Below are 26,680 nucleotides of genomic sequence, written 5' to 3'. Positions count from 1 at the left end.
TACTTGTATACTATTTTAGGTGTCTTGTCACCTAATGGAAATAGAATAGCATACTCAGGTGTCTTGTCAACCTAGTCAACTTAAAATTTCGACAACAAATCAGTTGGTCACTACCGGCAAAAATGGTACACTAACTGGGCTTAATTGAGTGAGAATAATTCAAATCGTTTAATATAAATCTTTTTACGGAGGGTACCAATGGCAAAAAAATCAAAAATCGCCAAGGCAGCAAAAATTGCGGCTACCGTTGAACGTTACGCGGCACAACGCGCTGAATTAAAGGCAGCGCATGATTACACTGCGCTGAGCCGTCTCCCGCGCAACGCTTCACCGACCCGCATGCATAACCGCGATGTCCTCGACGGTCGCCCCCACGGTTATATGCGTAAATTCGGTTTATCACGAATTAATTTTCGTGAATACGCACATCGTGGCCAGATTCCGGGTATTAAAAAAGCCAGCTGGTAAGCTGACTTAAATAGACAACTAAGCTCACGGCAAATTCAGTCGTGAGTTTTTTAATCCGCTGAATACAAAATTCCCGCATCCGCCAGTTTTGCTTTGATCACATTAAACTGCGCTGCATCGGCACAACTGATCGTATGTAGATGGACGCCGGCAGTCAATTCTGATAGCAAATGTGCCTGCTTAGTTCGGTAATTGTGCATAAACCGCGTGATCTCCTGATTATTAGTTAAATTCAACTGTCCAGTTAGTTCACCGTAAAGCTCATGCGCAACCGTCACATCTAGTACCTGCCCACCATTGGCAACAACCAAACGCAATTCGGTCTCTGCTTCTGACGGTGTGTGCTTACAAACGATTTTTCCGGTAAATACTGCCTGCTCATTCCGGTACAGATAACCGTTGAAAGCAGCAGTGATGGCCTCGCCACTAGCACGTAATAGCGCAATATCACCAACGATCGTCTGGCGACTGACCTTAAATTGACCGGCAAAAAAATTGGCGCTAAGCGGTTTTTGTGCCGCCAGCAACTGTTCCTTGATCTGTGTTCGCCGTTCAACCCCACTAAGCATGCTGTTCACGCCCCAATCTACGTTGTAAATAATCAAGTAAGCGCGACTTAGGTTGAAAGCCACTGACCCGCGCCACCGGCTCACCATTTTGAAACAATAATAGCGTTGGCAAACCTTGAACTTGCAACTTTTTGGTCAATTGCGGGTAATCGTCCACATTTAAACGACCGACGCTTAACTGGGGCAAGGCCTGCTCACAGGCCAATAAGATCGGGGTCATTTTTTGACAAGGAACGCACCAGGCTGCCCAAAAGTCGACCAGTACATCGCCTGATTTGACGAACGCTATAAAATTACTTTCATTCAATTCGATTGCGATAATCGTCACCTTCTTAAATTCCGCACACTTTTTTCACCAGTGAACGCAAGAACTACGTTATAATGAGTTTAAACATTCTAATTTAAGGAGTCAACTCAATGACTATTTTTTGGTGGATATTAGATTTAATGGTGCTGGCCAGTGCGGCCGTATCGATCTATTGGCAATCACAAATCACTTTGCGTGCAAAATATAATTACTGGTCTTTAGGCTACGGCGTTGTCTTCGGAATCTTGCTCACAACCAGCATGGTCAATGACTGGTCATATATTGTCTTTACTGCGGCCTTTATCCTGATCAATATCATCTCTGGTATTGGTGGGCTGACCCCTGAGCGTGTGATCACTAACGGTATTTTCTACGCCACTGCGGTCCGCTTTACGGATCTAGAAACGATCACTTTGATCCAGCAACCCATGCCGGGTAATCGTAGCCGCGTGATCGCCGTCTTCAGAACTAAACGCAATCGCCGCATCAGTTTAGTGTTCACCCAAACAATGGAAACCTTGCTGACCCAATTACGCAAAGTCATGCCTAACGACGTGGCAGTTGAAGTTAGATAATAATTTCATGCTTGTTCCAGCTAATAACTTATCTAAAACGATGAGTTGTTAGCTTTTTTTATTTTATCCCAAATTGCAAGAACAAATTAGCCACACGATAAATCCTATTAAATCAGTATTTTCATTAATATTCATATTTTATGGACTTAACTTAACCGGCGGAAGCAGCGGAGAAAAGCGCTTTGGGTGTTTGATAGCCAGTTTGCCGGCGCGGTAAATTGTTTAGCTTTGACTCAACTGCTTGGATATCATGAGGACCCAAAATATCCATGGATAGACCCTTGGGTACATCGCGGCGGATCATTCGATTATGCGCTTCGTTAGTCCCACGCTCAGAGGAACGATATGGATGGGCATAATAAAGGTCAGCGACACCGGTAAGTACAGCGCCAACTTCCGAGAACTCAGCGCCATTATCGGCAGTAACTGACTTCATGATTGATCCGTATTCTTGACAGATCTTGGCCAGCTCATAGTTGACTGAATCGGCATCACGACCATCGATCAAACGTAGAATTTGGCAGCGGGATTGACGCTCGATCAGCGTTAAGATCACACTCTCTTGACCGTTGCGCTTGCCCACCACGGTGTCCAATTCGAAATGGCCGAACTCTTGGCGCTGGTCGATACTTTTAGGCCGTTCATCAATACTCCGTCCGGCCAGACGCTTGTGCTTGATCGAGTGATGATGTTTAGCACGGTGGCGCGTTTTTTCGAGTAGATCAAGATTACGGACTTCAAGTAACTGGGCATCAATATAGTGGTATAGCGTCTTGGTCGAGACCATCTCCTCAGGTTGATATAAGCCTTCAAGTTTGGCCCGTCCTACTGCTGCATCAGGCGACCAACCATCTTGACGCAAATGAGTCGTAAAATAGTCGATAAAATCAGCGACACCGACGAGTTTCAAAGGTCGATGACAGTGGGCTCGATTAGCTTCGTACTTAGCTTGTGCTGTTTCTGGTGAGTATACAGCGTAATATTGGCGTTGACCATTCACTTTTTTTACTTGGTCGATCTCGCCGCGGCACAATTCATTATTGATTGTTTGATGACAAACATTAAGCGCTCTGGCAATTGCACGATTGGAATAGCCTTGGCTGTGCAGCGTAGCAATTCTGCCTCGTTCAAACGAAGTTAGGTGCTGACCTTTTTTTCTGACTGTGGTATTCTGTTCTTGCATCAAGACAATAACCTCTTTCATTGTTTGTGTAGGAACATCAATGATAACAGAGATTTGTCTTGGTGTTTTTTATTTTGGCAGATTGCAAGAAATAACTTGAACAAATTTAGTAACGCAGATTACGCAAAAAGATCTCAATCGGTGTTCGCCAATTTAAACATTTGAGTGGTCGGGAATTCAAATACCAGTTAATTTGAATCAATTCATCATCGGTAATCTCATCAATCGGTTGACCTTTGGGAATGAAGCGGCGTAGTACTCGGTTGCGATTTTCATTACTGCCTCGTTCATGTGGCGAATAAGCGTGCGCAAAGTACAGCGGAACACCGGTCTGTTCTTCAATCAAATTGTAGTTGGCGAATTCTTTCCCATGGTCAACAGTAAGGGTCTTGAGATTATCTCCTAACTGGTTAGCCAATTCTAAAATAGCCTTGGTCATTGAAGTACTATCTCGTCCATTAAGCCGTTTAACGATGGTAAGCCGACTCTTACGCTCGACAAACGTAGCTACTGCTTGACCTTTACGTTTTCCAGATAAAACTGTATCAGCTTCGAAGTGACCTGAAGTATTACGATCAGAAATTTCAGCTGGACGATCTTCGATGGAACGTCCATGACTAAAACTACCACGGGTTTCTTTAGATCGTTTGCGACGAATACCATGGTCAGGTAAATCAGTCACATTAATATCCAGTAGTCCCTGATCAATCCAGTTATAGATGGTTTTGTAGGCAATTCTAACTACATGAGCCACTTGTTCAATTGACCATTTTTGGATCTTGATTTTTTCTTCAATCAATCGCTTTAGGTTAGTCGTTAAGATGGTTTTACGACCACGATGACTAAGTTTAACTTCATGGTCAGTTTGAGCCTTAACTGCGTGATACTCACCAGCTAAGCGATGAACCTCATTAAAGATAGTGGTTTTACTAAAGCCTAAATAATCGGCAATACATTGAAGTGAGTGCTTTTCATGATGAAGTGTTTCGATGACAACGCGGTCTTCAAATGATAAAATAGTGGTGCCCATAAAGGTCCTTCTTTCTAGTGGAATGTTGTGGTGACACCATTAAAGACCTTTATGGGTTTTTCTGTCCACTAATATGTTCAACTTAAATTTTACAATCTACCTTTGTAGATAATAATATAAAATTTGCGCTCAGTATTAAAGACCCAAATGTAGTTTTTTACAAATATAACTATCAAGTGATTAAAGCTAAGCGCGCAAAAGTATATATAGCCACGGTTAAGTTCGACCAGAAACATTGCGCTAACTGTGGCTTTTGCGAGCTAAGTCATAATGGACACTACGTATCACGCGTGACCTATCTGGCAGCGAATGCGAGTGAACCAGTTTATTTAGAACTCCATAAAGAACGCGTCATTTGTCGTAATTGTAAAGCGTCGTTTATGGCTACTTCTGATGTGGTAGACAAGTACTGTTGTATCTCCCGAGCCACGCGTCAGAAAGTGTTTATGAGTCTACAAGACGACCGCACTCAAGCTAGCATTGCGATCGATGCCGGCATATCAGCTAGCACTGTCTGTCGTTACTTAGACAACTATGATGACTTATTTCGCAGAAATCTTAACTATCTACCGGTTCATCTCGCCATGGATGAATTTAGAGGAATTGGTGGTCGGCTCCATTTCATCTGTATTAATGGCGCTGGTGAGCATGAAATTCAACAAATTCTGCCAGACCGATTCAAGCAAAGTATTACTGATTATTTTAAACAATTTCCAGCAAGTGTTCGAGCACGTGTCAAAACAGTTACCGTAGATCTAAATAGTTACTATCAAGACATTGCCAAGGCAATGTTTCCGCAGGCAAAAATTGTGATCGACCGCTTTCACATCGTTGCAATGATGACTCGAGCTTTTAATCAAACTCGGGTGCAAGCCATGAAAAAGTACAATAAAAGATCCTATGAATATCGCACGTTAAAGTTCGCCTGGCGGCTTTATTTGAAGTATGCCGGAAATCTAGATGAGGAACATGTCTTTTATGACCGACACCTGCGAAAACAACTCACACAACTAGAACGTGTAGAACAAGGACTGACAATTAACGAAGAACTTAAAGCATCGTACGAGTCGATGCAAAGCATCATGGAAAACCTTAAGAATCAAGACAAAGACAAGCTTGTGGAAGATCTATATACAAATCAAAATATAAGTCCCTACATGAAAGCAGTGTTTCAAACGTTCAAAAAGAACTTAGTGGTTGTACTCAACGCCAGTGAATCGGACTATACGAATGGCCCAGTCGAAGGCATGAATCGAATGATTAAACAAATTCAACGCACAGCATTTGGATTCCGTAATTACCATCATATGATTTCACGTATTAAGTTACGGCAAATGAGAACAAAACCAATGAAAAAAACAGAGTTGAAAGTCGCATGACTTTCAACTCTGTAAAAGCTATTCATCAACAGGATTTGACAAAGAGCCTAGATTTTTTGAATTCTTTATCAGAATAATTTGTGTGTCTGGAACTCCTTGATATAACTGGCTCAACGAGCCAAATTGCACCAAGATTGCACCAGAAACAGCCACAAACGTTGATACAAAGCGGTTCTGATTAACGTTTTGAGAACTGTGAAGCTTTGCGGGCTTTTTTCAAACCTGGCTTTAAATACTCGTAGGTTAATAAGTTTACATAGCGTTCAAAAAACCCGTTAAATTAACGTTTATGAATTTCAGAATTCTAGGTCTTTCTTATTGTTTCAACCGTTTTACCCCAAATTGGGGTACACTTCGGAGGAACGTAAGGCTTCAAACCTAGAAATCAATTCACGAATTATTAACATTAATTGCGATTGTTCGTTCAACTACTATTTAATGGTAGAAACACAACCAACAACTGCTTATCAACTCGGGTTTCAATTCCACATACACGTTCATAACCTCCTGTTCAGTAGATCAATATTAAAATTGGTCTACTTTTTATTTGCACTGAAATTCTTCAACAAATATTTAAGGAGGTGCTGTCATTGCAAACAGCAACCCGTAAAGTTTCTGTCTGGTTAGCCTTGCTGACCTTGTTCACTTCAATTTTTATGACCCCGATCACAAGTGCTTTTGCCGCTGACATGACCAACATTAAAGCAGGTGATTGGATATCCTCTTGGCAACTAAATCTGTTGAATGGTCTCCATTGGACAGACAATGGTATTTACAAAAAGGTGGTTGATGGTCAGGTTGCCTTTTGTGTCGAACATGGAATCGATATTGAAAATTCTGGTTCAGGTTGGACACCCACTAACTATTCAGCAGCAGAAAAAGATAAATTAGCCTCAATAGCCTACTTTGCTTACCAACAAAACCCAACTGACGCTAATTATGGGCTTGCACAAATCATGATTTGGGAAGAACTAAATAGTGAGCTATTGACCACCAATTACCCAGATTATCAGGCAAAAAAAGCGGCTGTGTTGAAAAAAGTGACTACATTCAACACTAAGCCGTCATTCAATGGTCAAAACATTACTTTAAACGTTGGTGATTCAATCACTTTAACCGACAATAACGGTACTTTAGCTTCATACATTGAACAAACCGCTAATACTGCCAACTTAAATATCACAAAATCTGGTGACAAATTAACTTTAGCCGCTACAGCTAACTCCAAAGAATCTGGTAAAATTTCCTTTGCTAAAGCTAAAGCAGCTAACATTGGGACCTCATTACTCTATGGCAAAGGCAATCAACAAAAACTCGCCTATTTCAAACTGCCAAATGGTAACAACTTCGATCTCAATATCAAAGTCAATCTCAATGGTAATTTGAAAGCTAAGAAAGTTGACGCGGATACCAATAAAGCTTTGCCAGGTGCGAAACTCAAATTTGAGTACAATGGTCAAACCAAAGAGGTCACCACCGGCACTGATGGTTACGCCGCTTTAAACGACATCAAGGCGGGTACGCAAGTCAAAGTTTCAGAAGTAACCGCACCTAATGGCTACGTTAATAAAGGTGAAATCAAAACGGCAACAATCACACCTAACCAAACAATCGAAGTCGTTCTTGGCAATAAAGAACAACTTGGCAATGTAAATCTAACGAAGATTGGCCGTCAGTTCGGCACCAATATGTTTAACAGGTACTATTCATTAAATGGTGCCATGTACGGTGTTTATTCAACTGATGGTAAAAAAGTTGGGACGATCACTACCGATAGCACCGGCAAAGGTACACTACAAAATCTGAAGCTCGGCAACTACTACGCCGTTGAAGAAAAGGCACCAGCCGGTTATATCCTTAATAACGAGAAAATACCTTTTGAATTGAAATATGCTGGTCAAAACGTTGCTGTCACTGCTACCTCGGTTAAAGCGACCGATGATGAACAATTCGGCACTGCCACTTTGATCAAGGAAGATGCTAAAACTGGTAAAGCCCCACAAGGCTCTGCTTCACTTGATGGTGCCGTTTATGAATTACATCGAACTTCCAATGATGAGCTGGTTGATACCGTTACAATTAAAAACAATCAAGCGAGTGTCGCCAATTTAAAATTGGATGACTACTACTGGATCGAAAAGACGGCACCAACTGGCTATATTAAAGATACTGAAAAACACGCGTTCAAACTAGCCTATGCTGGTCAAAATGCGAAAACGGCCACCGCATCAACAACGGTTAAGGAACAAGTTATTACGGGTGGTTTCGATTTAATCAAAATTGGTAACTATGATTGGCACACCGCACTTTCTAGTCATTTAACCGGTAAAGAAAATAAGTCTAACCCACTGGCTAACGTTGAATTTACAGTCACTAGCAACACAACAAACAAGGTCGTCACAACAGGGACAACCGATAAAGAAGGTTATCTCAAGTTTACTGATCTTCCCTATGACACTTATACCGTGACGGAAACAAAAACACCAGAGGGCTACAAAACCGCCGATCCATTCAAAGTCACGATTCATCAACAAAACGAGACCCATCATTATTCAGTCGTCAATAATGTATTGGAAGAACGTTTGAAAGTGGTCAAGGCTGACGCTGAATCCGGGAAAACAATTTCGCGCGCCAACGCCGGTTTTAAAATCAAATCACTGCAAACTGGTAAATATGTTTCCATGCCTAACCTCAATCACGATGGAACAACTGATACTTTTATGACTAATGAAGAGGGCTACTTGACCACAACTGAGGCGCTCCCCTATGGTCAATATGAATTAGTCGAAACACAAGCACCATTAGGCTATGTTCTTGCCAAAGACCCAGCTAAATTTTCGATCACTGGCAAAGATAGTGATGGTATTGTGACCGTCAAGTTCACGGATAAGTCGCAAAAAGGCATTGTCACTTTGAATAAGACTGGCGCCACGCCGGTTGAAGTGACTAAACAGTCAACCAAGTACGGCGAACAATACGGTTTTAACTATGACTACACCCCACTGGCCGGTGCCAAGTTTGAATTTACTGCCAGCGAAAACATCACCACCGCTGATGGTACCGTCCATGCCAAAAAGGGTGAAATTGTCGCCACTGCTACGACTGACGCTAATGGACAAATCAAAACGCCACAACTTTATCTCGGCAAATATTCAGTTAAAGAAGTTGCTGCACCAAATGGTTTTGTTCTTAATGACAAGCCAATTGATTTTGAATTGAAATATGCTGGTCAAAATGTTGAAGTGACCTCCACTTCACTCAAAGCGACTAACGATTTTCAGAAGTTGAACGTGACTGTTAACAAACAAGCAGAACAAATCAAGAATTGGGATAAGAACAAACCCACGATTGAAAATAAAGCTGCTAATGGTCAAGTCTTCGGACTGTTCAGTAAAGCCGGCTACAACAAAGGTGACATCAATGTTCCGGCAAAAGCATTAGTCGCAACTGCGACCGTCAAAGATGGTAAAGCAACTTTTGCCGACATTCAATTGCCTGAAGGTAGCTATTATGTGCAAGAACTAGATGCCGGTGAAGCTTATCAGCTTGATGACCAAACTTATGATTTTGAATTTAAGGCAACTGACAACACCACGACTAAGAATTTAACGATCAACGGTGATAAAGACACCCCAATTCTAAATAAATTACACTTCAACGAATTTACCTTTAAGAAAATCAATGAAACCGCCAAGCTAGTTGAAGATAAAGGTTATCAATTCACTTTTGATGGCAACGCCAAAGGTGCAGTGTTTGAATTACTGGATAAGGATAAGAAGGTCATTCAAACCACTACAATTGATGACAAGTCGATTGGTGCCTTTAAGAACGTACCAGTCGGCACCTTCTATTTACGGGAAAAGACGCCTTCCGCGACTAACCTAGTTTTAACTAAGGATTTAACTAAAATCGTTTCAACAAAAACTGGTATCACTGCCTACAATGCTAAAGGTCAATTAATTAGTCAGGATAAAAAACAGGCAGACGAAAAAGCAGCAACTGAAACTAAGGAAACCACCGAAACACCAGAAATTAGTTTCACGTTGCAAAATAGTTTGATCAAGGGGACTGGTGAACTAACCAAGACCAATGTCAGCGATGGTAAAGTCTTGCCAAACACTGGTATCAAGATCCTTAATCAAGACGGTAAAACCGTTGTGTCCGGTCGGACCAATGATAAAGGAGTTTTCAGTTTTGCCAACCTACCTGCTGGCAAATATCAGTTTGTGGAGTATGACGCACCAAAAGGCTATAAAATCAACGAAACGCCAGTTGATTTTGAAATTACTAAAGATGGTGAAATCGTCAAAGCGCAAATGAAAGATGAAGCCGTTGATACGCCACTACTTCGCCTACCACAAACCGGTGAAGAACGTAATCAATTGTTAAGCGTTATTGGCGTGATTCTACTATTAATTACTGGCTTAATTGTGTGGTGGATGCATCATTCAAGAAAAGCTAGTGATGACTTGTATAATGACGAGGATGACAGTGAATGATCTTTATTTCATCTATTAATATGTATCTTTCAAAAGAACCCAGTGTTTTAATGACCGGTACGATTGTAATCAATCACGCTATGATCATTAACAATGTTAAATTGATTCGCGGTAACCAGCGTCTGTTTCTAAAATTTCCTGAAACTACTCAAGGCCGTGTCGTATATCCCCTATCCGCTGAACTTTATCAATATTTACTTCAACAAACAATCGAATACTACAACCACTATAAGTCAGAACTCAAAAACAATTCTGACTTTTAAAATATGCAAAATTTGAAAGCGAGGAATTCTCCATGGAATTAGATTACATTATCCCCAAAGTACGCGAAACATTTGGTCGGCTTGAATTTGGCAAAATGATCGAAGAAATTCGTGAACCATCTCGTAACAATAACGGCCGCGTTGCATCACGAAGATTTAGCGTTTTTTCAGATATCCAAAAGGCTGATAACATTGAAATCATTCTACCAGCTGCTGCCGGAGTGAAGGCCAGTATCAAACAAGATTCACCGATTGATTTAGTCAACCCGCGCGTGATTGCAGTCGGCTATCGTGTGGAGAATCAGTCATTCGTCAAATATGAATGTTATGCCGATGATATTGTCAAAAAGGATTTAACTAAATAATGAAGGGTAGGAATTAATATGCGCTTAGCAGAAGGTATTGCACTCGATTCAATCAAAACATTTGGAGCCTTAAAATTCTCGGCAATGCGTCGTGAACGTTTTATCAACGATGATGAAGGTAACCAGACCACTGAGATTTCTGAACGTACTTTTGATTTAAAGAGCTTTGAGAAAGGAAAAATGATTCAAGTTTCGATTCCAGTGGCGGCTGGTGAAAAGAGGTTTGATTATAATCAGCTGGTCGAAATGATCAACCCAGTTATCGATACTGTTTCTTCTTATGAGTTTGGTGTTGGTATGTCAGTTTCATGGTATCTCAAAGCCGACGATCTTATTCCAGTAAACCACAACAAAATTCAGGAAAAACCAACTAATGAAAAGAAATAACTCAATGAAACGGAAAATTCGTTCTCCTACCAACTATCGGCAGGTATTAATAAATCCAACCGAAACATAGTAAAGTCATATTGAGAGTTGCGAATCACTTCTCTAACCTATATACTATAAATATGATAAATTACAGTATATAAGGTGGTGTTTAATAACAATGGATACTTTAGCCCAACTAGAACACGACTACCCAACGTTCATTTACAAAACCGCACAAGAATACGGTTTATCCAAGGATGAGATTCGTGAATTATCAACTGATGGCACCATTGAAAAGCTTGAACGTGGTATCTATATTTTTCCAGGCTACCTACTCGATGAATTTAGCTTGATCAGTCAAAAGTTCTCGCGTAGCGTCTTCTCGTTAGTTAGCGCCCTAATCATTCATGATTTGACTGATGAAATGCCGCTTCATTACGATCTGACCTTTCCCCAAGGATATCATCCAAGCGCCGCATCATTGAAAAAGTACTCTATTAAGGCGCGCTATCTATCGAAAAAGCGCTATTTACTTGGTATCGAAACCGGCCAAACCGAAAATGGTGGCACGGTTCAAGTTTATTCTAAGGAACGAACCTTATTAGATGTTTGGGAATCAAAACAAATCCAACCCTACATCAAAAATGATGCGCTTAAAAAATATTTAGCCAACTCACCTGCTGCAAATAAGCTCAAAGATCTAACTGAAATCAAGGACAAATTATACCCAAACAGTACTCTACTAAAAGTAATGGAGGTCTACATGCAATGAGTGAAGTTGATAAAATTCTACCAATGATCAGAAAACGTGCCCGTGAGCTTGGCTACAATATTCAACATTTTCAGAAACTTTTTTTTCTAGAACACTTTTTAAAGCAGATCTCTGAATCTAATTATCGCCGTTACTTTGTTCTCAAAGGTGGTTTTGAAATCCAAAGCCTTGTCGGAATTGAAAACAGAATGACCCAGGATCTTGACGCAATCTATATTGGGCCGGCTTTACAACCAGATAAATTAGCAACCGTTTTGCATGAAGTCTTCGAGCAATCCACCGATTATGTCAATTTTACAATCAAGTCGATTGAACAAAAACAACTTGATGATGATTATCCCGGAATTCGTGTCAACCTGCTGGCACAAATGGGAAAAAGTAAAGTTAGTGTCAAGCTGGATATTTCAAAAGGTAATTCCCATGAGACGATTCCAATCATGATTGATCATCAGAGCATTTTAAACGCGGATGAAAAGTTTTCAATTTATGGCATCCCCATTGAAAAAATCTTGGCAGATAAATTATCAGCATTTCTTAATCACGGCATGTTAAACACTCGTGCTAAGGATTTATTTGATGTTTATTCATTGTCCATTCTCTATCGAACTGACATTGATCTTGTGCTTTTAAAAAAAGAATTTTTCAAAAGTACGGCGTTTGATCATATCCCAGACAAAACGATTGAAAATCGTTTAACTGAAATCAGTGCCCTATCCGATTCTGAAAGCTTACACACTTCGTGGCAACAGTACCAGCAACAATATGACTACGCACAATCAATTAGCTACACAGCCGCACTAGAAGCACTTTTCAATCTCATGAAAGAAATTAAAAATTAATACGCTAAAATCGACATTTCAAATTTATCGTAATATCAAAGTCAAGACAAAAAGTCTTGGCTTTTTATTATGGACAGAGGTTATTTATGAAAGCACTGACAGTCTTTAACGAAATCGGCTTTATGGATGACTTTGTCGCTGTCATTAAGGACGGCACACCTAGCAACGCCGAAGATAAATTAGAAACAGCGCGAACTATTGCTATCGAGTGTCCTGATTCCAACTTTGGCTTGACTGCTTTACCTGAAATGACCAAAGATGGTATCGCAAAAGAATTTACTTTTAGCACCGCACAATCAGATGAGGGTGCCATCATGACCTATCTGGGTATGACTGATGGTGCCTGATTCAATCAACAAAAGGTAGGTGAAAAAATTGCGTGAACTTTTTCAATATCGCGGAACTAAAATTCGTCCGCGTGATCAAAACTTAATTTTACAGACTGTTTTAGGCTCGGCCCTACTACTTTGGTTTCCACTGACCATTCTATTTTACTGTCCGGTGCTCAGTCATATTAATATTAAGACTATTTCATGGCCGCTAATTCGACAACTGCCTTGGTCGTATCAAGGACTGATCATTAGCTTAGCCGTAACATTATTTTGCTTAATTCTTGTTGTGCTTTTAGTCATGTACAAGTTTCCCGATTATTATCGTAAATTAGTCCATCGCCAAAAGATTGCCAGAATGTTTATGACTAACAACTGGTACGAAAAGAATACGCAACAGTCAGGTGGTTTCTTCAAAGATTTAGATACAGGTAAAACTAAAGAACGAATTGCTCACTTTCCCCGCATCTATTATCGTTTAAAGGATGGCCTAATTCATGTTCAAGTTGAAATCATGATGTCATCATACCAAGAACAATTACTCCACCTTGAACCAAAATTAGAATCTGGCCTTTATTGCGAAATGGTCGATAAAATTCTGCATGATTCTTACGTTGAATACACGCTACTCTATGACACAATCGCTCATCGGCTTTCGATTGACCAGGTTGTCTGTAAAGACGGCGCCGTCAAATTGATGGAAAATGTCTACTGGGAATATGATGCTTTACCGCATATGCTAATCGCTGGCGGTACCGGTGGTGGTAAAACTTATTTCATTCTAACTTTGATTGAAGCCTTGAGTAAAACCAATGCCAAACTAACTATTCTCGATCCTAAAAATGCTGATTTGGCTGACTTAGAGGAAGTACTTCCTGATGTTTATTACGATCCCGATAATATGTTAGCTGCACTAAGCCGCTTCTATGATGAAATGCGGCAACGCAACACGGAAATGAAAAAAATGGACGGCTACCAAACCGGTCAAAACTATGCCGCACTTGGTTTACCTGCCCATTTTCTAATTTTTGACGAATACGTTGCCTTTATGGATATGATTGGCCGTGATGCCATGACTGCCATTAACAAGCTTAAACAAATCGCCCTACTTGGCCGTCAATCAGGTTTCTTTCTAATTTTAGCTTGCCAGCGCCCAGATGCTAAATACCTTGGTGATGGCATTCGTGACCAGTTTATGTTCCGTGTTGCGCTTGGTCGTATGTCAGAGATCGGCTACACCATGATGTACGGTCAAACCAATAAGGACTTCTTTCTAAAGCCAATTAAAGGCCGTGGCTATGTTGATACCGGTTTAAGTGTCATTAGCGAATTTTACACACCATTAGTTCCAAAGCATTACGATTTTATCGAAACAATTGGTCATGCCTACCAAGAATCACATCAATCTAGTTGAAGTATTTCTTCTACATTAAAAATGAAAGAAGGTGCCACCATGCAAAATATTCAATTGATCAATGATATCGATTTTATCGAAGATTTTTCTAAAGTCACCACCAACTTAACAACTCGTGATGCCGAGGACTATCTTGAATACATGTGTGGTAAAGCACGTGAAAGCCCTGATAGTAACTTATTTCTTCAGTGTCCTTCACAAGCTACGAAGAACGGTATTAGCAAAATTTTTGATTTTTCAGTCGGCACACAAAAAAATGGCTTGACTATGACGTATACAGGATACCACGACGATAAGTAAAAATGCACAAAATTTATAAAGGCCTATCGACAATATTGAAGAGTTATTAGTTTAGTCGTCCACTTTAAACATTAACTTAAAAACTCCAAGCTTATTGTACGAAATCTTACCAGTTTTTCTATCTTGAAAGAAATTCATAATTTCTTTTTTAAAGGCATGTCTATCCTTTTGATGTTTCTTAACCTGCATTTTTCTAGCATATTGATAAAGTTCAAGTAAAATGGGAAACCAACGTGAATTTTCAATTCCAATAGGCTTATCACTTAAACTGACCTTGGCCTGAATACAATACTGCGACTTAACAACATTCCAAATACGCTTGTTTTGAGCAAAATCTTTTTTTACAAAAGGACACAATAATAGTACATCATTGCTCAAAGTATTTGCGCTTTGAATCATTAACAATAATTCGCCGAGAACCTTTTTTCGAGGCTTACTCGAAAGATAACTACCTAATAAATTATAGTGCCAGATCTGTAATTCTGTTTCTGGGTAATTTTCATTTACAAATTGGGTCACATTCATTAATGTATTCAAAACAATATTTTGACGTTCAGACCTACCAATCATCAAGAGTATCGCATCCACAAGTCGGTAACAGTGTACTGAAACAACTGGATAAGCAATAGCCGTTTTTAAAATTACTAGGCACAAACTCTGTAACACGGATACATGTGTTTTCTTAACTTTTTTTGAAACGACCTTATTCTTAAAACTTGTCAAAATCGTACGAATTTGAGAAATATTATTTTCGTCAATAAGCGTACCAATCTTCTTTCGCAAGTCAACGACGTTATTCATTGTCAGAACAGCGGCTTCACCAAAAATTGACCCTTTTTTTTCATTGAAAATTGGATCATCAAAATTACCACCCTTTATCGCTGGAAATCCGCGTCCAATCTTGGTCTTCTCTACTTTCCTATTTAAACCAAAAGAACGAAAAATACGATCAATTTGAACAAGTGCTAAGCTGAGTGCAGCCTGATTATCTCCATAAAAAGTAAAATCATCCACAAATCTCTTAAAAGTTATTTCTTTCAATTCTGGTCGACTGTTAAGTATAGTTTGAATTGCGGAATCTAGTGCTAAACCAAGTAATTCAGCACTAAATTGCGAAGAAAATGGTCCTTGTAGAATACCTTTAGTTTGATTATCACTGATTCGCATATTGAAAACATCTAAAAATGTAAGAAGCGGCCTACACATTCCAACTGTTACATTACCTGTAAACGGTGGTAAATCAGCTAATTTATCAAGCTGATGAGTATAGATATTCTGATAATAGCTTTCAACATCTAGCTTCATATAGAAAGGATGTTCTCCCTCATCAGTAATATTTCTAATCTGATTATATTTATAGACATCATTCGATTTTGTCTGAACTTCATTTCTAAATCCGTGAAGTATATTCAAGTTTACAGTTTTCTTTAAATCATAATCCATTCTTGAAAAAACTGTTAAGTCCTGACCTAATATTGGCGAATCAGAATGGTTAGTAACAGTTTTGTACCCGTCCCCATCAGCATAAAAAGGCATTAGCCAGTCATCATGGGCCAGAAGAATATTGTGTGCAAATGCAAAATACCAAAGAGGATTGGCAATTCCCATAGGTCGTAAGGTCAAATCATTTTTAAAAGCATAATATTTTATTGACTCTGCTCCATTACTGTATATATATTTTGGCTTTTCAAGTACTCTATAATTCAAGTTAATAATATACTGATGTTGATCATCAAATTTGTATATTTCATCCATTTTTCCATCATCAATAGCCCTTAAAACAACATCGCTATGAATAAAAAAATCATTAACAAACGAAGGTAAATTGGTAGAAGAAAATTGGTTAAATATGGCATTAATATTATCTGATTTAATAGACATTACCCCAAAACTCCTTTATGACCAGTCTTAAGGTAATACTACAGCAAAATTAGCGATACTAATACTATTAATTAGAAACTTGGCAACAAGTACCAGCCCGCCGCGTGGCAACGCGAAAAGCGCGAGCGGGCTGCGGCCGGCTTTAGCCGGTCGCTCAACCCCCAGTATCTAACAGGGGGGTAGAAATAGACAATTCAACATCGCAAAAACATGTATCAACCGTGATATATCAACAATTAAATACGATCTTGCAAAAGCAACTTTGACCTAAAAAAGTTGCTTTTTATTTTGCCTAAAAAGGAAGTGGATCAATGACATGGGCTGATAACGTTAAGGCTAAGCGCAAAGCGCTGGAACTTACTCAAGCTCAGTTAGCCGAAAAAATTGGTATTACGCGCCAACATTTGCAACGCGTGGAATCAGGCAAACAAAACGCCAGTGTTTCCCTACAGGAAGAAATTGATTTGACCCTTGATAACTGGATCAACGAAACGGAATTGGATCTTAATATCGACTATGTCCGGATTCGTTTCCCCACACATGACGTAGATTGGGTACTACAGAATTTTCTTTATTTGAATAAAGATTACATGCTCTTTGATGACTGGGGTTTCTACGGTTATGAAGCACACTACACCTTCTCCAACATTCAGGTCATGATTGCCCCGACAAACGACAAGTTAGGTGTTCTACTCGAATTGAAAGGACAAGGCTGCCGTGAATTTGAAGGTATTTTACTAGCTCATAACCAGACATGGTTTGATTTCTTCCGCAAATGTTACGAAGCTAAGGCCATCTTTAAAAGAATTGACTTAGCCGTCAACGATCGTGTTGGCATGTTAAATATTCCAGAATTAATTGTTAAATGTCAACACAATGAATGTGTCTCTGTTATGCGCCGCTTTCAAGGTCTGAACTCCGGTGCCATGACTGATGATGGCATCAACGGTGAAGGCGCCACACTATATATTGGTTCTATGAAAAGTGATATCTACTTTTGTGTTTATGAAAAGGCCGCCGAACAAATTTTTCGCTATGGTGAAGAATTCGCAGATACTAGCATCAAGAATCGTTTTGAAATTCGCTTGAAAAATGATCGGGCTACCGTTGCGATTGAAGATTTACTCAGTTATCGCAATGTTGAACGTACTGCCTTTGGCATTATCACCCGCTACGTTCGCTTCGTAGATCCCGGTAAAGGTGAAGAACGTTCCAATTGGCCGACTAATCAAACTTGGGCGGCCTTTTGTGGTAAGGGACGGCCGCCCTTGCGGCTTACGCTAAAACCTGAACCATTCGACCTACGCAAAACCCGCGGTTGGATCAAAAAGCAAGTCGCTCCAATGTTAAAAGTACTGCTAAAAATTGATGGCTATGAAGGCAACAATCAAACGATGACCATGATCAAAAGTGTTGAACTCCAACAGAAACATCTAAAACTGCTTGAACAACACACCGTCACTAAAGATAACGTAATCGGTGATTATTTTACAAAGGAGGAAACTGATTGAATACCAACTTACCCCTTGTTAGTCTATCTACTGACCAAAAAGAATATGTGTTAAATATTTATCGCTATCGTAACCATATTGTTGGCGTGATCGAACGCACTAATTTATTACAACTCTTTGAACTCACCGAATTTGTTAAACCTGTTAATTATATTGCTTGGCGTTTTCGTTTGTATTGGCCGTCACCCTTATTGGATGTTCACGGTATACCGTCAAACGATAAATGTTTACTCAAAAAAATAACCGCCATTAGCGTCCAATATCATATTCCGATTTACGGTCAATATCAAACAAACAATCGAGATCAGCATGAATAGTCCCCTAGCAACCTTGATCACTGAACATAAGGATTGGATCTTCAATGCTTATGACTATCATGGTCAAATTATCGGCCTGGTGGAAGATACAAACTATCTACAACTTTTCGAAATGACCCAGTACTTCTCCACACCGGTCGATTACTTTGATTGGCGTTTTTCAATTCATCGGCCAACGCCAATGCTTAACGTTTACGGTAAACCCTGTTACAACGATGAATATCTGAATTTCTTATTTAGTGTCAGTGCCAAAACTGGCTTAGCCTTACTAAATCAACGTTTTTAGATTAACAACTACTACTGAATGGTCGCGTTATACCCTGACAAAAATAATGCAATTTAAAAGGAGCAAGTACTGAAATAAACCTGTGGCGGTGAAACCAATATTTTACTTGACACTATTTATAATGAAGACTGTTTACTTGGAATGAAGAAACTACCGGATCAATCCGTTGACTTGATTCTTTGTGATCTTCCTTACGGCACAACTCCTAACACATGGGATTCGATCATTCCGTTTGAACAACTTTGGCAACAATATTTACGTTTGATCAAACCTCGCAGTGCAATTGTTCTAACCAGTAATCAACGTTTTAGTTTTCAGCTCTACAACTCCCAGCCTGAACTATTCCGTTACAAGTGGGTCTGGGTCAAAAGTAATGTCACTAATTTTATTAACGCCCACCATCGGCCAATGTCACGGTATGAAGAAGTACTTGTATTTTCAAAAGCGCCGGTGGCTAATTCTGATAATGCCATGTTCTATTACCCACAGGACCTGATGCCCATGAACAAAACCATCACTAATGCGCAAACTAAAGGCTTTGGTAACCAAGTACACCCATGGGCAGCGCCAGAACAATATGTTCAAGAGTACCAGAACTATCCGAATGATATTCTACGGTTTAAAGCTGATAAAAATATTTGGCACCCAACCCAGAAGCCAGTCGCATTGTTTGAATACCTGATCAAAACTTATACGTTACCCGGACAAGTTGTTTTAGATAATTGCATGGGTTCCGCCACAACGGCTATTGCTTGTATTAATACTGACCGGCACTACATTGGTTACGAACTTGATCCAAATTATTATCAAAAGGCCTTAGCTCGGATCAAGCAACATCACTCGTCGCAAACCTCACTTTGGTAAATTTAGAAAGGAATTGATAATAAATGAACTTTGGACAAAATCTCTTCAACTGGTTTACAAGCAACGCCCAGTCTTTAGTGCTAATGGCAATTGCAGTGATCGGTGTTTTCTTAGGCTTTAAACGTGAATTTTCTAAACTGATCGGCTTTCTGATCATTGCATTGATCGCCGTGGGGCTGGTATTTAATACCGCCGGCGTCAAAGATGTGCTATTGAACTTATTCAATCGTGTTGTTGGTGCCTAATTACTGCAAGAAAAGAGGGAGCTAAATGGAAACGGTACGCGTTTTTATCGTCAACTTAGGTTATTACAATCAAGGCAAACCCACTGGCAAATGGTTCACACCGCCGTTATACCCTGACGCTATTGCCGAACAACTGGAATTGAAAAATGACAGTGAAGAGTACGCGATCCATGATTACGAAGCACCATTTGAAATTGATCGCTTTGATTCAATAGACGAGATCAATCGTAAGTATGCCGCTTTAGAACGGCTTGAAGAATATGATTTTGGCGCTGACGTTAGTGCCTTGATTGGCGAATGGTTCCGTGATATTGAAGAACTAGCTGAAAACGCTGAGGATATCATTATCTATAAAGGTGTTTCAGATATGGCCGAGCTGGCACAAGATGCTGTGGAATCTGGTGCCGTTTTCGGTGACCTGCCAGATCAAGTCATTGCCTACCTCGACTTTGAAGCACTGGGTCGCGATATGGAAATTGAAGGTAATTACTTGGTTACTAACAGCGCTATTTATGAATACGCAAATTAAGTTTCTGCTCGGGGGCTGGTCTAGCAAATGGATCAGTCCTCTTTACCCCAAAGAAAGGAGGTCACTTATGAAAAAGATTCGTAGTTACACCAGCATTTGGTCCGTGGAAAAAGTGCTTTACGCGATCAACGATGTTAATCTACCGTTCCCCGTCACATTCACGCAAATGACTTGGTTCATCGTCGCCTTATTTTTGGTCATGTTGCTTGGTGATGTACCACCACTTAGTTTCATTGATGGCGCATTCCTGAAATATCTCGGTATTCCGGCGGCCATTACTTGGTTCATGAGTCAAAAGACTTTTGATAACAAACGGCCACTAGGTTTTCTGCGCTCGGTGATCACTTATTTTACCGCCCAGAAAGTCACGTTTGCCGGACGGTCAGTCAAACCTGTTAAAGCCCATGTCCTTGACCACATCACTCACGTAAGGAGGTTCGACCAGTGAAGTTTCCCATAAAATATATCGAAGACAATTTAGTATTTAATCGTGATGGCGAATGCTTCGCCTATTACGAACTTGTCCCCTACAACTATTCCTTTCTCTCGCCTGATCAAAAAGCGGAAGTCCACGAAAATTTCCGTCAGTTGATCTCACAAAACCGTGATGGTAAACTGCATCTCTTGCAGCTTGCCACCGAATCCAGTATCAAAGACACGATGCGCCGTTCCAAAGCCACGGTCAAAGGTAATTTAAAAAGTATTGCCGATACGCATATTGACGGTCAAACCGCCGCATTGATCGACAATATTGGCGATAATCAAGTTGATTATCGTTTTTTTATTGGTTTCAAACTGTTGTTAAATGATCGCGAGCTATCCGCCAAAGGCGTTTGGCATGATATTATGCTCGGCATTCAGGACTTTCTCCACGAATTCAACGAAAAATATACCGGTGACTTCATGGTGATGAACAACAGTGAAGTTGATCGATTTCGTAAAGTCGCCCGTTTTCTGGCCGATAAAGTCAGTCGTCGCTTTAAAATTCGACCACTGATCAAAGATGATTTTGGCTACTTGTTAGAACATCTCTACGGTATGTCAGGGCAAGATTATGAAGACTACCAATACCACCTGCCACGACAAAAAGATGATCAAGATACAGTGATCAAAAAATATGACTTGATCAAACCAACCCGCTCATTGATCGAACAAAAGCAACGTTACTTGATCATTACCCACGGCTTTACTGAATCCTATGTCACCTATATGGCCTTGTCCGATATTGTTGGTGAATTAGATTTTCCTGGTAGTGAGGTTTTCTATTTCCAGCAACAACAATTCGACTTTCCCATTGATACCTCACTAAATGTTGAAATTGTGACTAACAAAAAGGCGTTAACTAAGGTCCGTAACAAAAAGAAAGAGCTGAAAGATTTAGATAATCACGCCTATGAATCTAATAATGAAACCACTCGCGGTGTCGCCGATGCCCTTGATTCCGTTGACGACCTAGAAGCTGAACTTGATCAAACTAAAGACGCGATGTACAAAATTTCCTATGTTATTCGCGTCAGTGGCAAAAGCTACGATGAAATGAAAAAGCGTGCCGATCAAGTGCTTGATTTCTATGATTCGTTGAACATCAAATTAGTTCGCCCTTTCGGCGATATGCTGGGCTTACACAGTGAGTTTATGCCCGCATCAAAGCGCTACATGAACGACTACATTCAATATGTGACTAGTGATTTCATTGCCTCATTAGGCTTCGGTGCTACCCAAGCTTTAGGTGAACGTGAAGGCATTTATGTGGGCTACAACGTGGATACCGGTCGTAATGTTTTCATCAAACCTGACTTAGCCGCACAAGGTTTGAAAGGAACCGTAACGAATGCCCTTTCCGCCGCGTTTTTAGGTTCACTAGGTGGTGGTAAATCATTTTCTAATAACTTACTTGTCTATTACGCCGTCCTCTATGGCGCGCAAGCTTTAATTCTTGATCCAAAATCGGAACGAACTGATTGGGCGAAAAATTTAGATTTCATGCAAGACGATATCAATATCGTTAACTTAACTAGTGAAGAAGCTAATCGTGGTTTACTTGATCCTTACATCATTCTTAGCAACCCAAAAGATTCTGAAAGTTTGGCAGTCGATACTTTAACCTTTTTGACCGGGATCTCTAGTCGTGATGCCGAACGATTTCCTACTTTACGTAAAGCAATTCGCAACGTCACCCTTGATCCACAACCAGGATTATTGAAAGTGATCACTGAACTGCGCCGCGAAGGGACGCCGATTGCCAACAATATCGCTGATCATATTGAATCGTTCACCGACTATGATTTTGCTGCCTTACTCTTTTCAAATGGCTCCACTCGCCGTTCGATCGCCTTGGACCGCAAAATCAATATCATTCAAATTGCCGATTTGGTCTTACCGGATGCCGACAAAACCCAAGAAGAATACATCACCGCGGAAACGTTATCCGTAGCCATGTTGATGATCATCTCGACTTTTGCCATCGACTTTATCCATGCCGATCGTTCGCAATTTAAAATTGTGGATCTCGATGAAGCCTGGGCGTTTCTGAACGTGGCGCAAGGTAAAGCCTTATCCATGAAATTGATCCGTGAAGGTCGCTCAATGAACGCCGGCGTTTATCTGGTCACCCAAAATGCCAATGATCTCTTAGACGAAAAGATGAAAAATAATATCGGTATGAAATTTGCCTTTCGCTCGACCGATATCAATGAAATCAAAAACACGCTCACTTTCTTTGGCCTAGACGCCGAAGATGAAAGCAATCAACACCGCTTACGTTCACTAGATAATGGTGAATGCTTATTCCAAGATATTTGGGGTCATGTCGGCGTTCTGCACTTTGATTACATCTTTGAACACTTATACAAGGCTTTCGATACTCGCCCACCAGCGCAGATAACTGGAGGTGAGTAAATGTCGCCCCGTAAAAAACGACTTTTATTACTGATTGGCCTTGTACTAGTCGTGGTGTTAGTGAGTGCTACTTCGCTCCAAAGTGTCCACGCAGCCGGCTTAGTCGATGAAACCGTCAATAATAAACACGAATTTTCTAAATACCCGGTCAACAATTATCAATTAGATTATTTCGTTGATTCATCATGGGATTGGTTGCCGTGGAACTGGGGTGATGGTATTGGTAAGTCGGTGATGTACGCCGTTTATGCCATCACTAACTTTCTGTGGTTGATCTCAGTTTATCTTTCCTACGCCACTGGCTACCTGATTCAACAAGCTTATTCATTAGACTTCATCAAAGATACGACTGATGCCATTGGCAAAAATATGCAGCTACTCGCTGGCGTTTCTAAAAATGGGTTTAGTTACGATGGCTTTTATCCCGGTATGCTTTTGTTACTGGTGTTAGTGCTCGGTGTATATGTCGCCTATACCGGCCTGGTCAAACGTGAATCTTCCAAAGCTATCTCAGCGGTGGTCAATTTTGTGGTGATTTTCATTCTATCAGCGAGCTTCATTGCCTACTCACCCGATTATATTGGTAAGATCAATCAATTTTCCGCCGATATGAGTACTTCGGCTTTAAATACAGGTTCTAAAATGATCATGCAAAATAAGCAATCCACCTCAAAAAACGGTGTTGATGCGATTCGTGAAACCTTATTCAACATTCAGGTCAAACAGCCGTGGACGTTATTACAGTTTGGCGATTCCAATATTAAAGAAGTTGGTGAAGACCGCGTCAATAAGCTGGTCAAAACTGATCCATTCAAAAACAAAGGTAAAGACCGCACCGAGATCGTCAAAGCTGAAATTGAGGATAAAGAAAACGACAATCTATCGGCGGTCAAAACGATTCAACGTTTAGGCGTGACCACCTTTGTCAGTATCTTCGATATCGCGATCACCATATTTGTATTCTTTCTAATGGCAATGATGTTATTTAGTCAGATCCTCTTCATTATCTACGCCATTTTCTTGCCGATCAGTTGTCTCTTAGCTATGATCCCAGGCTTTAACGGCCTAATGAAAACGGCGGTTTTACGTCTATTCAATACGATCATGATGCGGGCTGGCATCACCATCGTCTTAACGTTGACCTTCTGCCTTTCCACCATGATCTATGGACTATCGACCACCACCCCATTCTTCCTAGTTGCCTTTCTCCAAATTGTCATCTTTGCCGGTATCTGGATGAAACTGGGCGATTTAATGGGGATGATGCAACTTAAAAGTTCTGACTCTCAAGCTGGTGCCAGTCGTCTGCGCCGCAGTGGTAGTCGTTTGATCCGGCAAGTCATGGGTAACGCCGCAATGGGTGGTATGCTCGCCCGCGGTTTAAAACCACGATCGCAACCACAGCCTGAAACTGGTACTGACGCAAACAGTAAAGGTAAGCCCAAACGACCCCAACCAAATAAACGCGATGCCACCACTAGCAAGATGACCCGTGCCGGTAAAAAAGTCGGTGCCGCATTAGACACCAAAAAGAAAATGGCCGCAACTGCCAAACGGACTAAGGAACAGTTAAAGGACTTACCAACCAATACTAAGTACGGCCTACATCAAGGCAAAGCAACGGCTAAAAAGGGAATCGATGATTTCAAAAATGGCTTGAAAAATCAACGCCAAGACAATCAATCAGAACGCGAACTGGCCGCAAAGAAACGTTGTGAAGAAATGCAACGACGTAAACTAGTGGTTGATCCACCTAAGAATCCACGGCAACCATCTAATTCTGATCCGATCAAGAAAAAGCCGACAGCTTCATCTGTCACGCAACTCAAGCCACGTGATCCAAGTACGACTAAATTAGCCCATCCGAAAGATCCAATCAAAACACCGACACCGCACACAAAACAATCATTCACCACAGCACCCAAAGCAGGCACAAAACGGCAACTTAAGCAGACGAATGGCAAGCCACTGAATCTCGTTGTTAAACAAAACGCCATGCGCCGTAAATTGCCAACTAAGCAGCGACCAAAGCACAAATGACTAAAAAATGGTTAGTCTTAGCCGTCTTACCGATCATACTCATTAGCTTGTTGTTCTTTTCAGTGGCAATGACGGCTGATGACGATGATAGCGGTGATACGACCGCTTTAGTCGTTGATTCAATGAATCTTTCCGCTGAAGTGCTCAAGTACAAAAGCACCGTTGAAAAATATTGTAAGGAGTTTGGTATTCCTGACCAAGTAACGGTGATCCTTGCGATTATGCAGGTTGAATCTGGCGGCAAAGGCAGCGATGTGATGCAATCTAGCGAATCGCTGGGTCAAGCACCTGGTAGCTTGTCACCAGATGCTTCGATCAAACAAGGCGTGAAATACTTTGCCAGTTTGATCAAGTCGATGAAAGCAACTAAAACCGATTTAAATACGGCCATTCAAAGCTACAACTTTGGTGGTGCCTTTATTAATTACGTGGCTACTCATGGCAAGAAATATTCGCTCCAAATAGCCAGTGATTTTGCTAAAGAAAAAGCTGGTGGTAAAAAAGTCACTTACACCAATCCAGTCTCTGATGAAGGCTGGCGCTACGCCTATGGCAATATGTTCTACGTAAGTTTAGTCAGCCAGTATCTTAGCCCGACTGTAGCTAATTTTAGCGATAAAACGGTTAAAGCGATTATGACCGAGGCCCTTAAATATCAAGGCACACCCTACGTTTTTGGTGGCTCAACACCAACTACAGGATTTGACTGTTCTGGGCTAACTAGTTGGGTCTATGCCAAAGCTGGCATTCAACTTCCGCGTACCGCTCAAGCACAATATGACGCAACGCAACACATCAGTATTAAAAGTGCAAAAGCTGGTGACCTAGTATTTTTCAAAGGCACTTACGCCACTTCCGACTACATTACCCATGTTGGCATCTATGTCGGTAATATGCGCATGTACAATGCTGGTGATCCTCTTGGCTATGCGAATCTCAATACCGCCTACTGGCAAGCACATCTTGTCGGGGCTGGCCGGATCAAGAAATAAGGTGATTTTCCTGACTAACTTAAATGAAGATGGTTTTAGCTACGATCACTGGATGGACCTGTTGACCAATGCCAGCGACCACACTTTAGTAGAAAGTCGGATTGATTTGAACTATGGCGATAATCGCCTGTTGCGCAACCAACAACTTGACCACGCTTCAGCTGAATGGGAACGCATTAAGTTTTTTGAACAGCATGAACCTAACGTTGATGATCTGATCAAAACAATTGATTACTTTGTCGCCGAATTACCGCAATTTGAATATGGTAAACGCCGTGAGTTTCGCTTGGCTTTAGAACATGAATAAAATGTCAAAGATTGGCTAGGCAACACTAAGTTTCGTGAAGCCGATCGTCAATACATCCTTGATCGTGAACTACACCTCGCCGAACAATTCTTCACTACTGATGATAAATATGATATTTACAGCGACCTAGACTATCGCGGTTACACCCA

General features: G+C 40.7%; 28 protein-coding genes. 23 read left to right on the top strand and 5 right to left on the bottom strand.

What is annotated here, in order from left to right:
- Positions 1-198: 198 nt before the first annotated feature.
- On the top strand, positions 199-468 hold the full coding sequence (gene rpsN, locus LC20001_RS03950) for a 30S ribosomal protein S14 (RefSeq protein WP_003677967.1): 270 nt from the start codon (positions 199-201) through the stop codon (positions 466-468).
- 50 nt (positions 469-518) lie between these two features.
- Here the strand turns inward: rpsN and LC20001_RS03945 are convergent, their stop codons facing one another.
- Entirely contained in the window at positions 519-1,037 is a 519-nt protein-coding gene (locus tag LC20001_RS03945; RefSeq protein ID WP_010011706.1) for a transcription repressor NadR, read from the bottom strand.
- A complete protein-coding gene (locus tag LC20001_RS03940) occupies positions 1,030-1,365 on the bottom strand; it encodes a thioredoxin family protein (RefSeq protein ID WP_010011707.1) in 336 nt (111 codons plus the stop codon). Before LC20001_RS03940 ends, LC20001_RS03945 begins: the two co-directional genes overlap by 8 nt.
- Positions 1,366-1,454: 89 nt before the next feature.
- Between LC20001_RS03940 and LC20001_RS03935 the strand changes: the two genes are divergently transcribed.
- On the top strand, positions 1,455-1,919 hold the full coding sequence (locus LC20001_RS03935; protein WP_010011708.1) for a hypothetical protein: 465 nt from the start codon (positions 1,455-1,457) through the stop codon (positions 1,917-1,919).
- A gap of 151 nt (positions 1,920-2,070) precedes the next feature.
- On the opposite strand, the gene LC20001_RS03930 is transcribed toward LC20001_RS03935, so the two are convergent.
- Together LC20001_RS03930 and LC20001_RS03925 are read right to left on the bottom strand one after the other, a co-directional pair.
- Positions 2,071-3,102: an IS30 family transposase gene (locus tag LC20001_RS03930; protein ID WP_169925062.1), complete on the bottom strand. Its 1,032-nt coding sequence runs from the start codon at positions 3,100-3,102 to the stop codon at positions 2,071-2,073.
- 106 nt (positions 3,103-3,208) lie between these two features.
- Positions 3,209-4,132 carry an IS30 family transposase gene (locus LC20001_RS03925; protein WP_099267114.1) on the bottom strand — a complete coding sequence of 308 codons (924 nt, stop codon included), beginning with the start codon at positions 4,130-4,132 and terminating at the stop codon, positions 3,209-3,211.
- An 86-nt stretch (positions 4,133-4,218) separates the two neighbouring features.
- Between LC20001_RS03925 and LC20001_RS03920 the strand changes: the two genes are divergently transcribed.
- From LC20001_RS03920 to LC20001_RS03875, 10 genes are all read left to right on the top strand, one after another.
- Positions 4,219-5,511 carry an ISL3 family transposase gene (locus LC20001_RS03920; RefSeq protein ID WP_099267113.1) on the top strand — a complete coding sequence of 431 codons (1,293 nt, stop codon included), beginning with the start codon at positions 4,219-4,221 and terminating at the stop codon, positions 5,509-5,511.
- A 590-nt stretch (positions 5,512-6,101) separates the two neighbouring features.
- Positions 6,102-10,010: a SpaA isopeptide-forming pilin-related protein gene (locus LC20001_RS03915; protein ID WP_056943277.1), complete on the top strand. Its 3,909-nt coding sequence runs from the start codon at positions 6,102-6,104 to the stop codon at positions 10,008-10,010.
- Complete coding sequence (locus LC20001_RS03910) at positions 10,007-10,273, top strand: hypothetical protein (protein ID WP_056943276.1); 267 nt, start codon at positions 10,007-10,009, stop codon at positions 10,271-10,273. Before LC20001_RS03915 ends, LC20001_RS03910 begins: the two co-directional genes overlap by 4 nt.
- Before the next feature lie 32 nt (positions 10,274-10,305).
- A complete protein-coding gene (locus LC20001_RS03905) occupies positions 10,306-10,638 on the top strand; it encodes a DUF961 family protein (RefSeq protein ID WP_056943275.1) in 333 nt (110 codons plus the stop codon).
- A gap of 18 nt (positions 10,639-10,656) precedes the next feature.
- Positions 10,657-11,025: a YdcP family protein gene (locus LC20001_RS03900; protein ID WP_056943274.1), complete on the top strand. Its 369-nt coding sequence runs from the start codon at positions 10,657-10,659 to the stop codon at positions 11,023-11,025.
- 160 nt (positions 11,026-11,185) lie between these two features.
- Positions 11,186-11,779, top strand: a complete 594-nt coding sequence (locus LC20001_RS03895) for a type IV toxin-antitoxin system AbiEi family antitoxin domain-containing protein (protein WP_003678254.1) — start codon at positions 11,186-11,188, stop codon at positions 11,777-11,779.
- A complete protein-coding gene (locus LC20001_RS03890; RefSeq protein WP_010011713.1) occupies positions 11,776-12,618 on the top strand; it encodes a nucleotidyl transferase AbiEii/AbiGii toxin family protein in 843 nt (280 codons plus the stop codon). The genes LC20001_RS03895 and LC20001_RS03890 overlap by 4 nt, the downstream gene beginning before the upstream one ends.
- Positions 12,619-12,704: 86 nt before the next feature.
- Positions 12,705-12,965, top strand: coding sequence for a hypothetical protein (locus tag LC20001_RS03885; protein WP_010011715.1), 261 nt, complete (start codon positions 12,705-12,707; stop codon positions 12,963-12,965).
- 28 nt (positions 12,966-12,993) lie between these two features.
- Positions 12,994-14,361 (top strand): FtsK/SpoIIIE domain-containing protein, encoded by a 1,368-nt coding sequence (locus tag LC20001_RS03880; protein WP_010011716.1) that lies wholly within the window; start codon positions 12,994-12,996, stop codon positions 14,359-14,361.
- 39 nt (positions 14,362-14,400) lie between these two features.
- Positions 14,401-14,661 (top strand): hypothetical protein, encoded by a 261-nt coding sequence (locus tag LC20001_RS03875; RefSeq protein WP_010011717.1) that lies wholly within the window; start codon positions 14,401-14,403, stop codon positions 14,659-14,661.
- Positions 14,662-14,712: 51 nt separating this feature from the next.
- On the opposite strand, the gene LC20001_RS03870 is transcribed toward LC20001_RS03875, so the two are convergent.
- Positions 14,713-16,542, bottom strand: a complete 1,830-nt coding sequence (locus LC20001_RS03870; protein WP_056943273.1) for an RNA-directed DNA polymerase — start codon at positions 16,540-16,542, stop codon at positions 14,713-14,715.
- Positions 16,543-16,853: 311 nt separating this feature from the next.
- Between LC20001_RS03870 and LC20001_RS03865 the strand changes: the two genes are divergently transcribed.
- The 11 genes from LC20001_RS03865 (at position 16,854) to LC20001_RS03815 (ending at position 26,531) form a co-directional block, all read left to right on the top strand.
- Positions 16,854-18,053, top strand: coding sequence for a replication initiation factor domain-containing protein (locus LC20001_RS03865; RefSeq protein WP_010011720.1), 1,200 nt, complete (start codon positions 16,854-16,856; stop codon positions 18,051-18,053).
- Positions 18,050-18,370, top strand: coding sequence for a hypothetical protein (locus LC20001_RS03860; protein WP_010011721.1), 321 nt, complete (start codon positions 18,050-18,052; stop codon positions 18,368-18,370). The genes LC20001_RS03865 and LC20001_RS03860 overlap by 4 nt, the downstream gene beginning before the upstream one ends.
- Positions 18,363-18,656, top strand: a complete 294-nt coding sequence (locus tag LC20001_RS03855; RefSeq protein ID WP_010011722.1) for a hypothetical protein — start codon at positions 18,363-18,365, stop codon at positions 18,654-18,656. The genes LC20001_RS03860 and LC20001_RS03855 overlap by 8 nt, the downstream gene beginning before the upstream one ends.
- A gap of 141 nt (positions 18,657-18,797) precedes the next feature.
- On the top strand, positions 18,798-19,520 hold the full coding sequence (locus tag LC20001_RS03850; RefSeq protein WP_003678263.1) for a DNA-methyltransferase: 723 nt from the start codon (positions 18,798-18,800) through the stop codon (positions 19,518-19,520).
- A 23-nt stretch (positions 19,521-19,543) separates the two neighbouring features.
- Positions 19,544-19,765, top strand: a complete 222-nt coding sequence (locus LC20001_RS03845) for a hypothetical protein (protein WP_003678268.1) — start codon at positions 19,544-19,546, stop codon at positions 19,763-19,765.
- A gap of 25 nt (positions 19,766-19,790) precedes the next feature.
- Entirely contained in the window at positions 19,791-20,294 is a 504-nt protein-coding gene (locus LC20001_RS03840) for an antirestriction protein ArdA (RefSeq protein WP_003678269.1), read from the top strand.
- Between the two features lie 67 nt (positions 20,295-20,361).
- Positions 20,362-20,742: a conjugal transfer protein gene (locus tag LC20001_RS03835; RefSeq protein WP_010011724.1), complete on the top strand. Its 381-nt coding sequence runs from the start codon at positions 20,362-20,364 to the stop codon at positions 20,740-20,742.
- The gene (gene tcpF, locus LC20001_RS03830; RefSeq protein ID WP_010011725.1) at positions 20,739-23,192 is read left to right on the top strand and encodes a conjugal transfer ATPase TcpF; all 2,454 of its coding nucleotides are present in this window, start codon (positions 20,739-20,741) and stop codon (positions 23,190-23,192) included. The genes LC20001_RS03835 and tcpF overlap by 4 nt, the downstream gene beginning before the upstream one ends.
- Positions 23,193-25,232 (top strand): CD3337/EF1877 family mobilome membrane protein, encoded by a 2,040-nt coding sequence (locus LC20001_RS03825; protein WP_056943272.1) that lies wholly within the window; start codon positions 23,193-23,195, stop codon positions 25,230-25,232.
- A complete protein-coding gene (locus LC20001_RS03820) occupies positions 25,229-26,224 on the top strand; it encodes a bifunctional lytic transglycosylase/C40 family peptidase (RefSeq protein WP_056943271.1) in 996 nt (331 codons plus the stop codon). Before LC20001_RS03825 ends, LC20001_RS03820 begins: the two co-directional genes overlap by 4 nt.
- The gene (locus LC20001_RS03815; protein WP_225358883.1) at positions 26,196-26,531 is read left to right on the top strand and encodes a hypothetical protein; all 336 of its coding nucleotides are present in this window, start codon (positions 26,196-26,198) and stop codon (positions 26,529-26,531) included. Before LC20001_RS03820 ends, LC20001_RS03815 begins: the two co-directional genes overlap by 29 nt.
- Positions 26,532-26,680 lie beyond the last annotated feature (149 nt).

The organism is Loigolactobacillus coryniformis subsp. coryniformis KCTC 3167 = DSM 20001 (assembly GCF_002706425.1).
Taxonomy (GTDB): Bacteria; Bacillota; Bacilli; order Lactobacillales; family Lactobacillaceae; genus Loigolactobacillus; species Loigolactobacillus coryniformis.
This window is presented reverse-complemented; position numbering and strand designations above follow the sequence as displayed.

Excerpts from the sequence above, each read along its gene's own strand:
- LC20001_RS03910 (WP_056943276.1), top strand. The coding sequence starts at position 10,007 with ATGATCTTTATTTCATCTATTAATATGTATCTTTCAAAAGAACCCAGT.
- LC20001_RS03900 (WP_056943274.1), top strand. The coding sequence starts at position 10,657 with ATGCGCTTAGCAGAAGGTATTGCACTCGATTCAATCAAAACATTTGGA.
- LC20001_RS03855 (WP_010011722.1), top strand. The coding sequence starts at position 18,363 with ATGAATAGTCCCCTAGCAACCTTGATCACTGAACATAAGGATTGGATC.
- LC20001_RS03865 (WP_010011720.1), top strand. The coding sequence starts at position 16,854 with ATGACATGGGCTGATAACGTTAAGGCTAAGCGCAAAGCGCTGGAACTT.
- LC20001_RS03825 (WP_056943272.1), top strand. The coding sequence starts at position 23,193 with ATGTCGCCCCGTAAAAAACGACTTTTATTACTGATTGGCCTTGTACTA.
- LC20001_RS03885 (WP_010011715.1), top strand. The coding sequence starts at position 12,705 with ATGAAAGCACTGACAGTCTTTAACGAAATCGGCTTTATGGATGACTTT.
- rpsN (WP_003677967.1), top strand. The coding sequence starts at position 199 with ATGGCAAAAAAATCAAAAATCGCCAAGGCAGCAAAAATTGCGGCTACC.
- LC20001_RS03850 (WP_003678263.1), top strand. The coding sequence starts at position 18,798 with ATGAAGAAACTACCGGATCAATCCGTTGACTTGATTCTTTGTGATCTT.
- LC20001_RS03835 (WP_010011724.1), top strand. The coding sequence starts at position 20,362 with ATGAAAAAGATTCGTAGTTACACCAGCATTTGGTCCGTGGAAAAAGTG.
- LC20001_RS03930 (WP_169925062.1), bottom strand. The coding sequence starts at position 3,102 with ATGCAAGAACAGAATACCACAGTCAGAAAAAAAGGTCAGCACCTAACT.
- LC20001_RS03935 (WP_010011708.1), top strand. The coding sequence starts at position 1,455 with ATGACTATTTTTTGGTGGATATTAGATTTAATGGTGCTGGCCAGTGCG.
- LC20001_RS03875 (WP_010011717.1), top strand. The coding sequence starts at position 14,401 with ATGCAAAATATTCAATTGATCAATGATATCGATTTTATCGAAGATTTT.
- LC20001_RS03895 (WP_003678254.1), top strand. The coding sequence starts at position 11,186 with ATGGATACTTTAGCCCAACTAGAACACGACTACCCAACGTTCATTTAC.
- LC20001_RS03840 (WP_003678269.1), top strand. The coding sequence starts at position 19,791 with ATGGAAACGGTACGCGTTTTTATCGTCAACTTAGGTTATTACAATCAA.
- LC20001_RS03820 (WP_056943271.1), top strand. The coding sequence starts at position 25,229 with ATGACTAAAAAATGGTTAGTCTTAGCCGTCTTACCGATCATACTCATT.
- LC20001_RS03905 (WP_056943275.1), top strand. The coding sequence starts at position 10,306 with ATGGAATTAGATTACATTATCCCCAAAGTACGCGAAACATTTGGTCGG.
- LC20001_RS03870 (WP_056943273.1), bottom strand. The coding sequence starts at position 16,542 with ATGTCTATTAAATCAGATAATATTAATGCCATATTTAACCAATTTTCT.
- LC20001_RS03845 (WP_003678268.1), top strand. The coding sequence starts at position 19,544 with ATGAACTTTGGACAAAATCTCTTCAACTGGTTTACAAGCAACGCCCAG.
- LC20001_RS03945 (WP_010011706.1), bottom strand. The coding sequence starts at position 1,037 with ATGCTTAGTGGGGTTGAACGGCGAACACAGATCAAGGAACAGTTGCTG.
- LC20001_RS03925 (WP_099267114.1), bottom strand. The coding sequence starts at position 4,132 with ATGGGCACCACTATTTTATCATTTGAAGACCGCGTTGTCATCGAAACA.
- LC20001_RS03890 (WP_010011713.1), top strand. The coding sequence starts at position 11,776 with ATGAGTGAAGTTGATAAAATTCTACCAATGATCAGAAAACGTGCCCGT.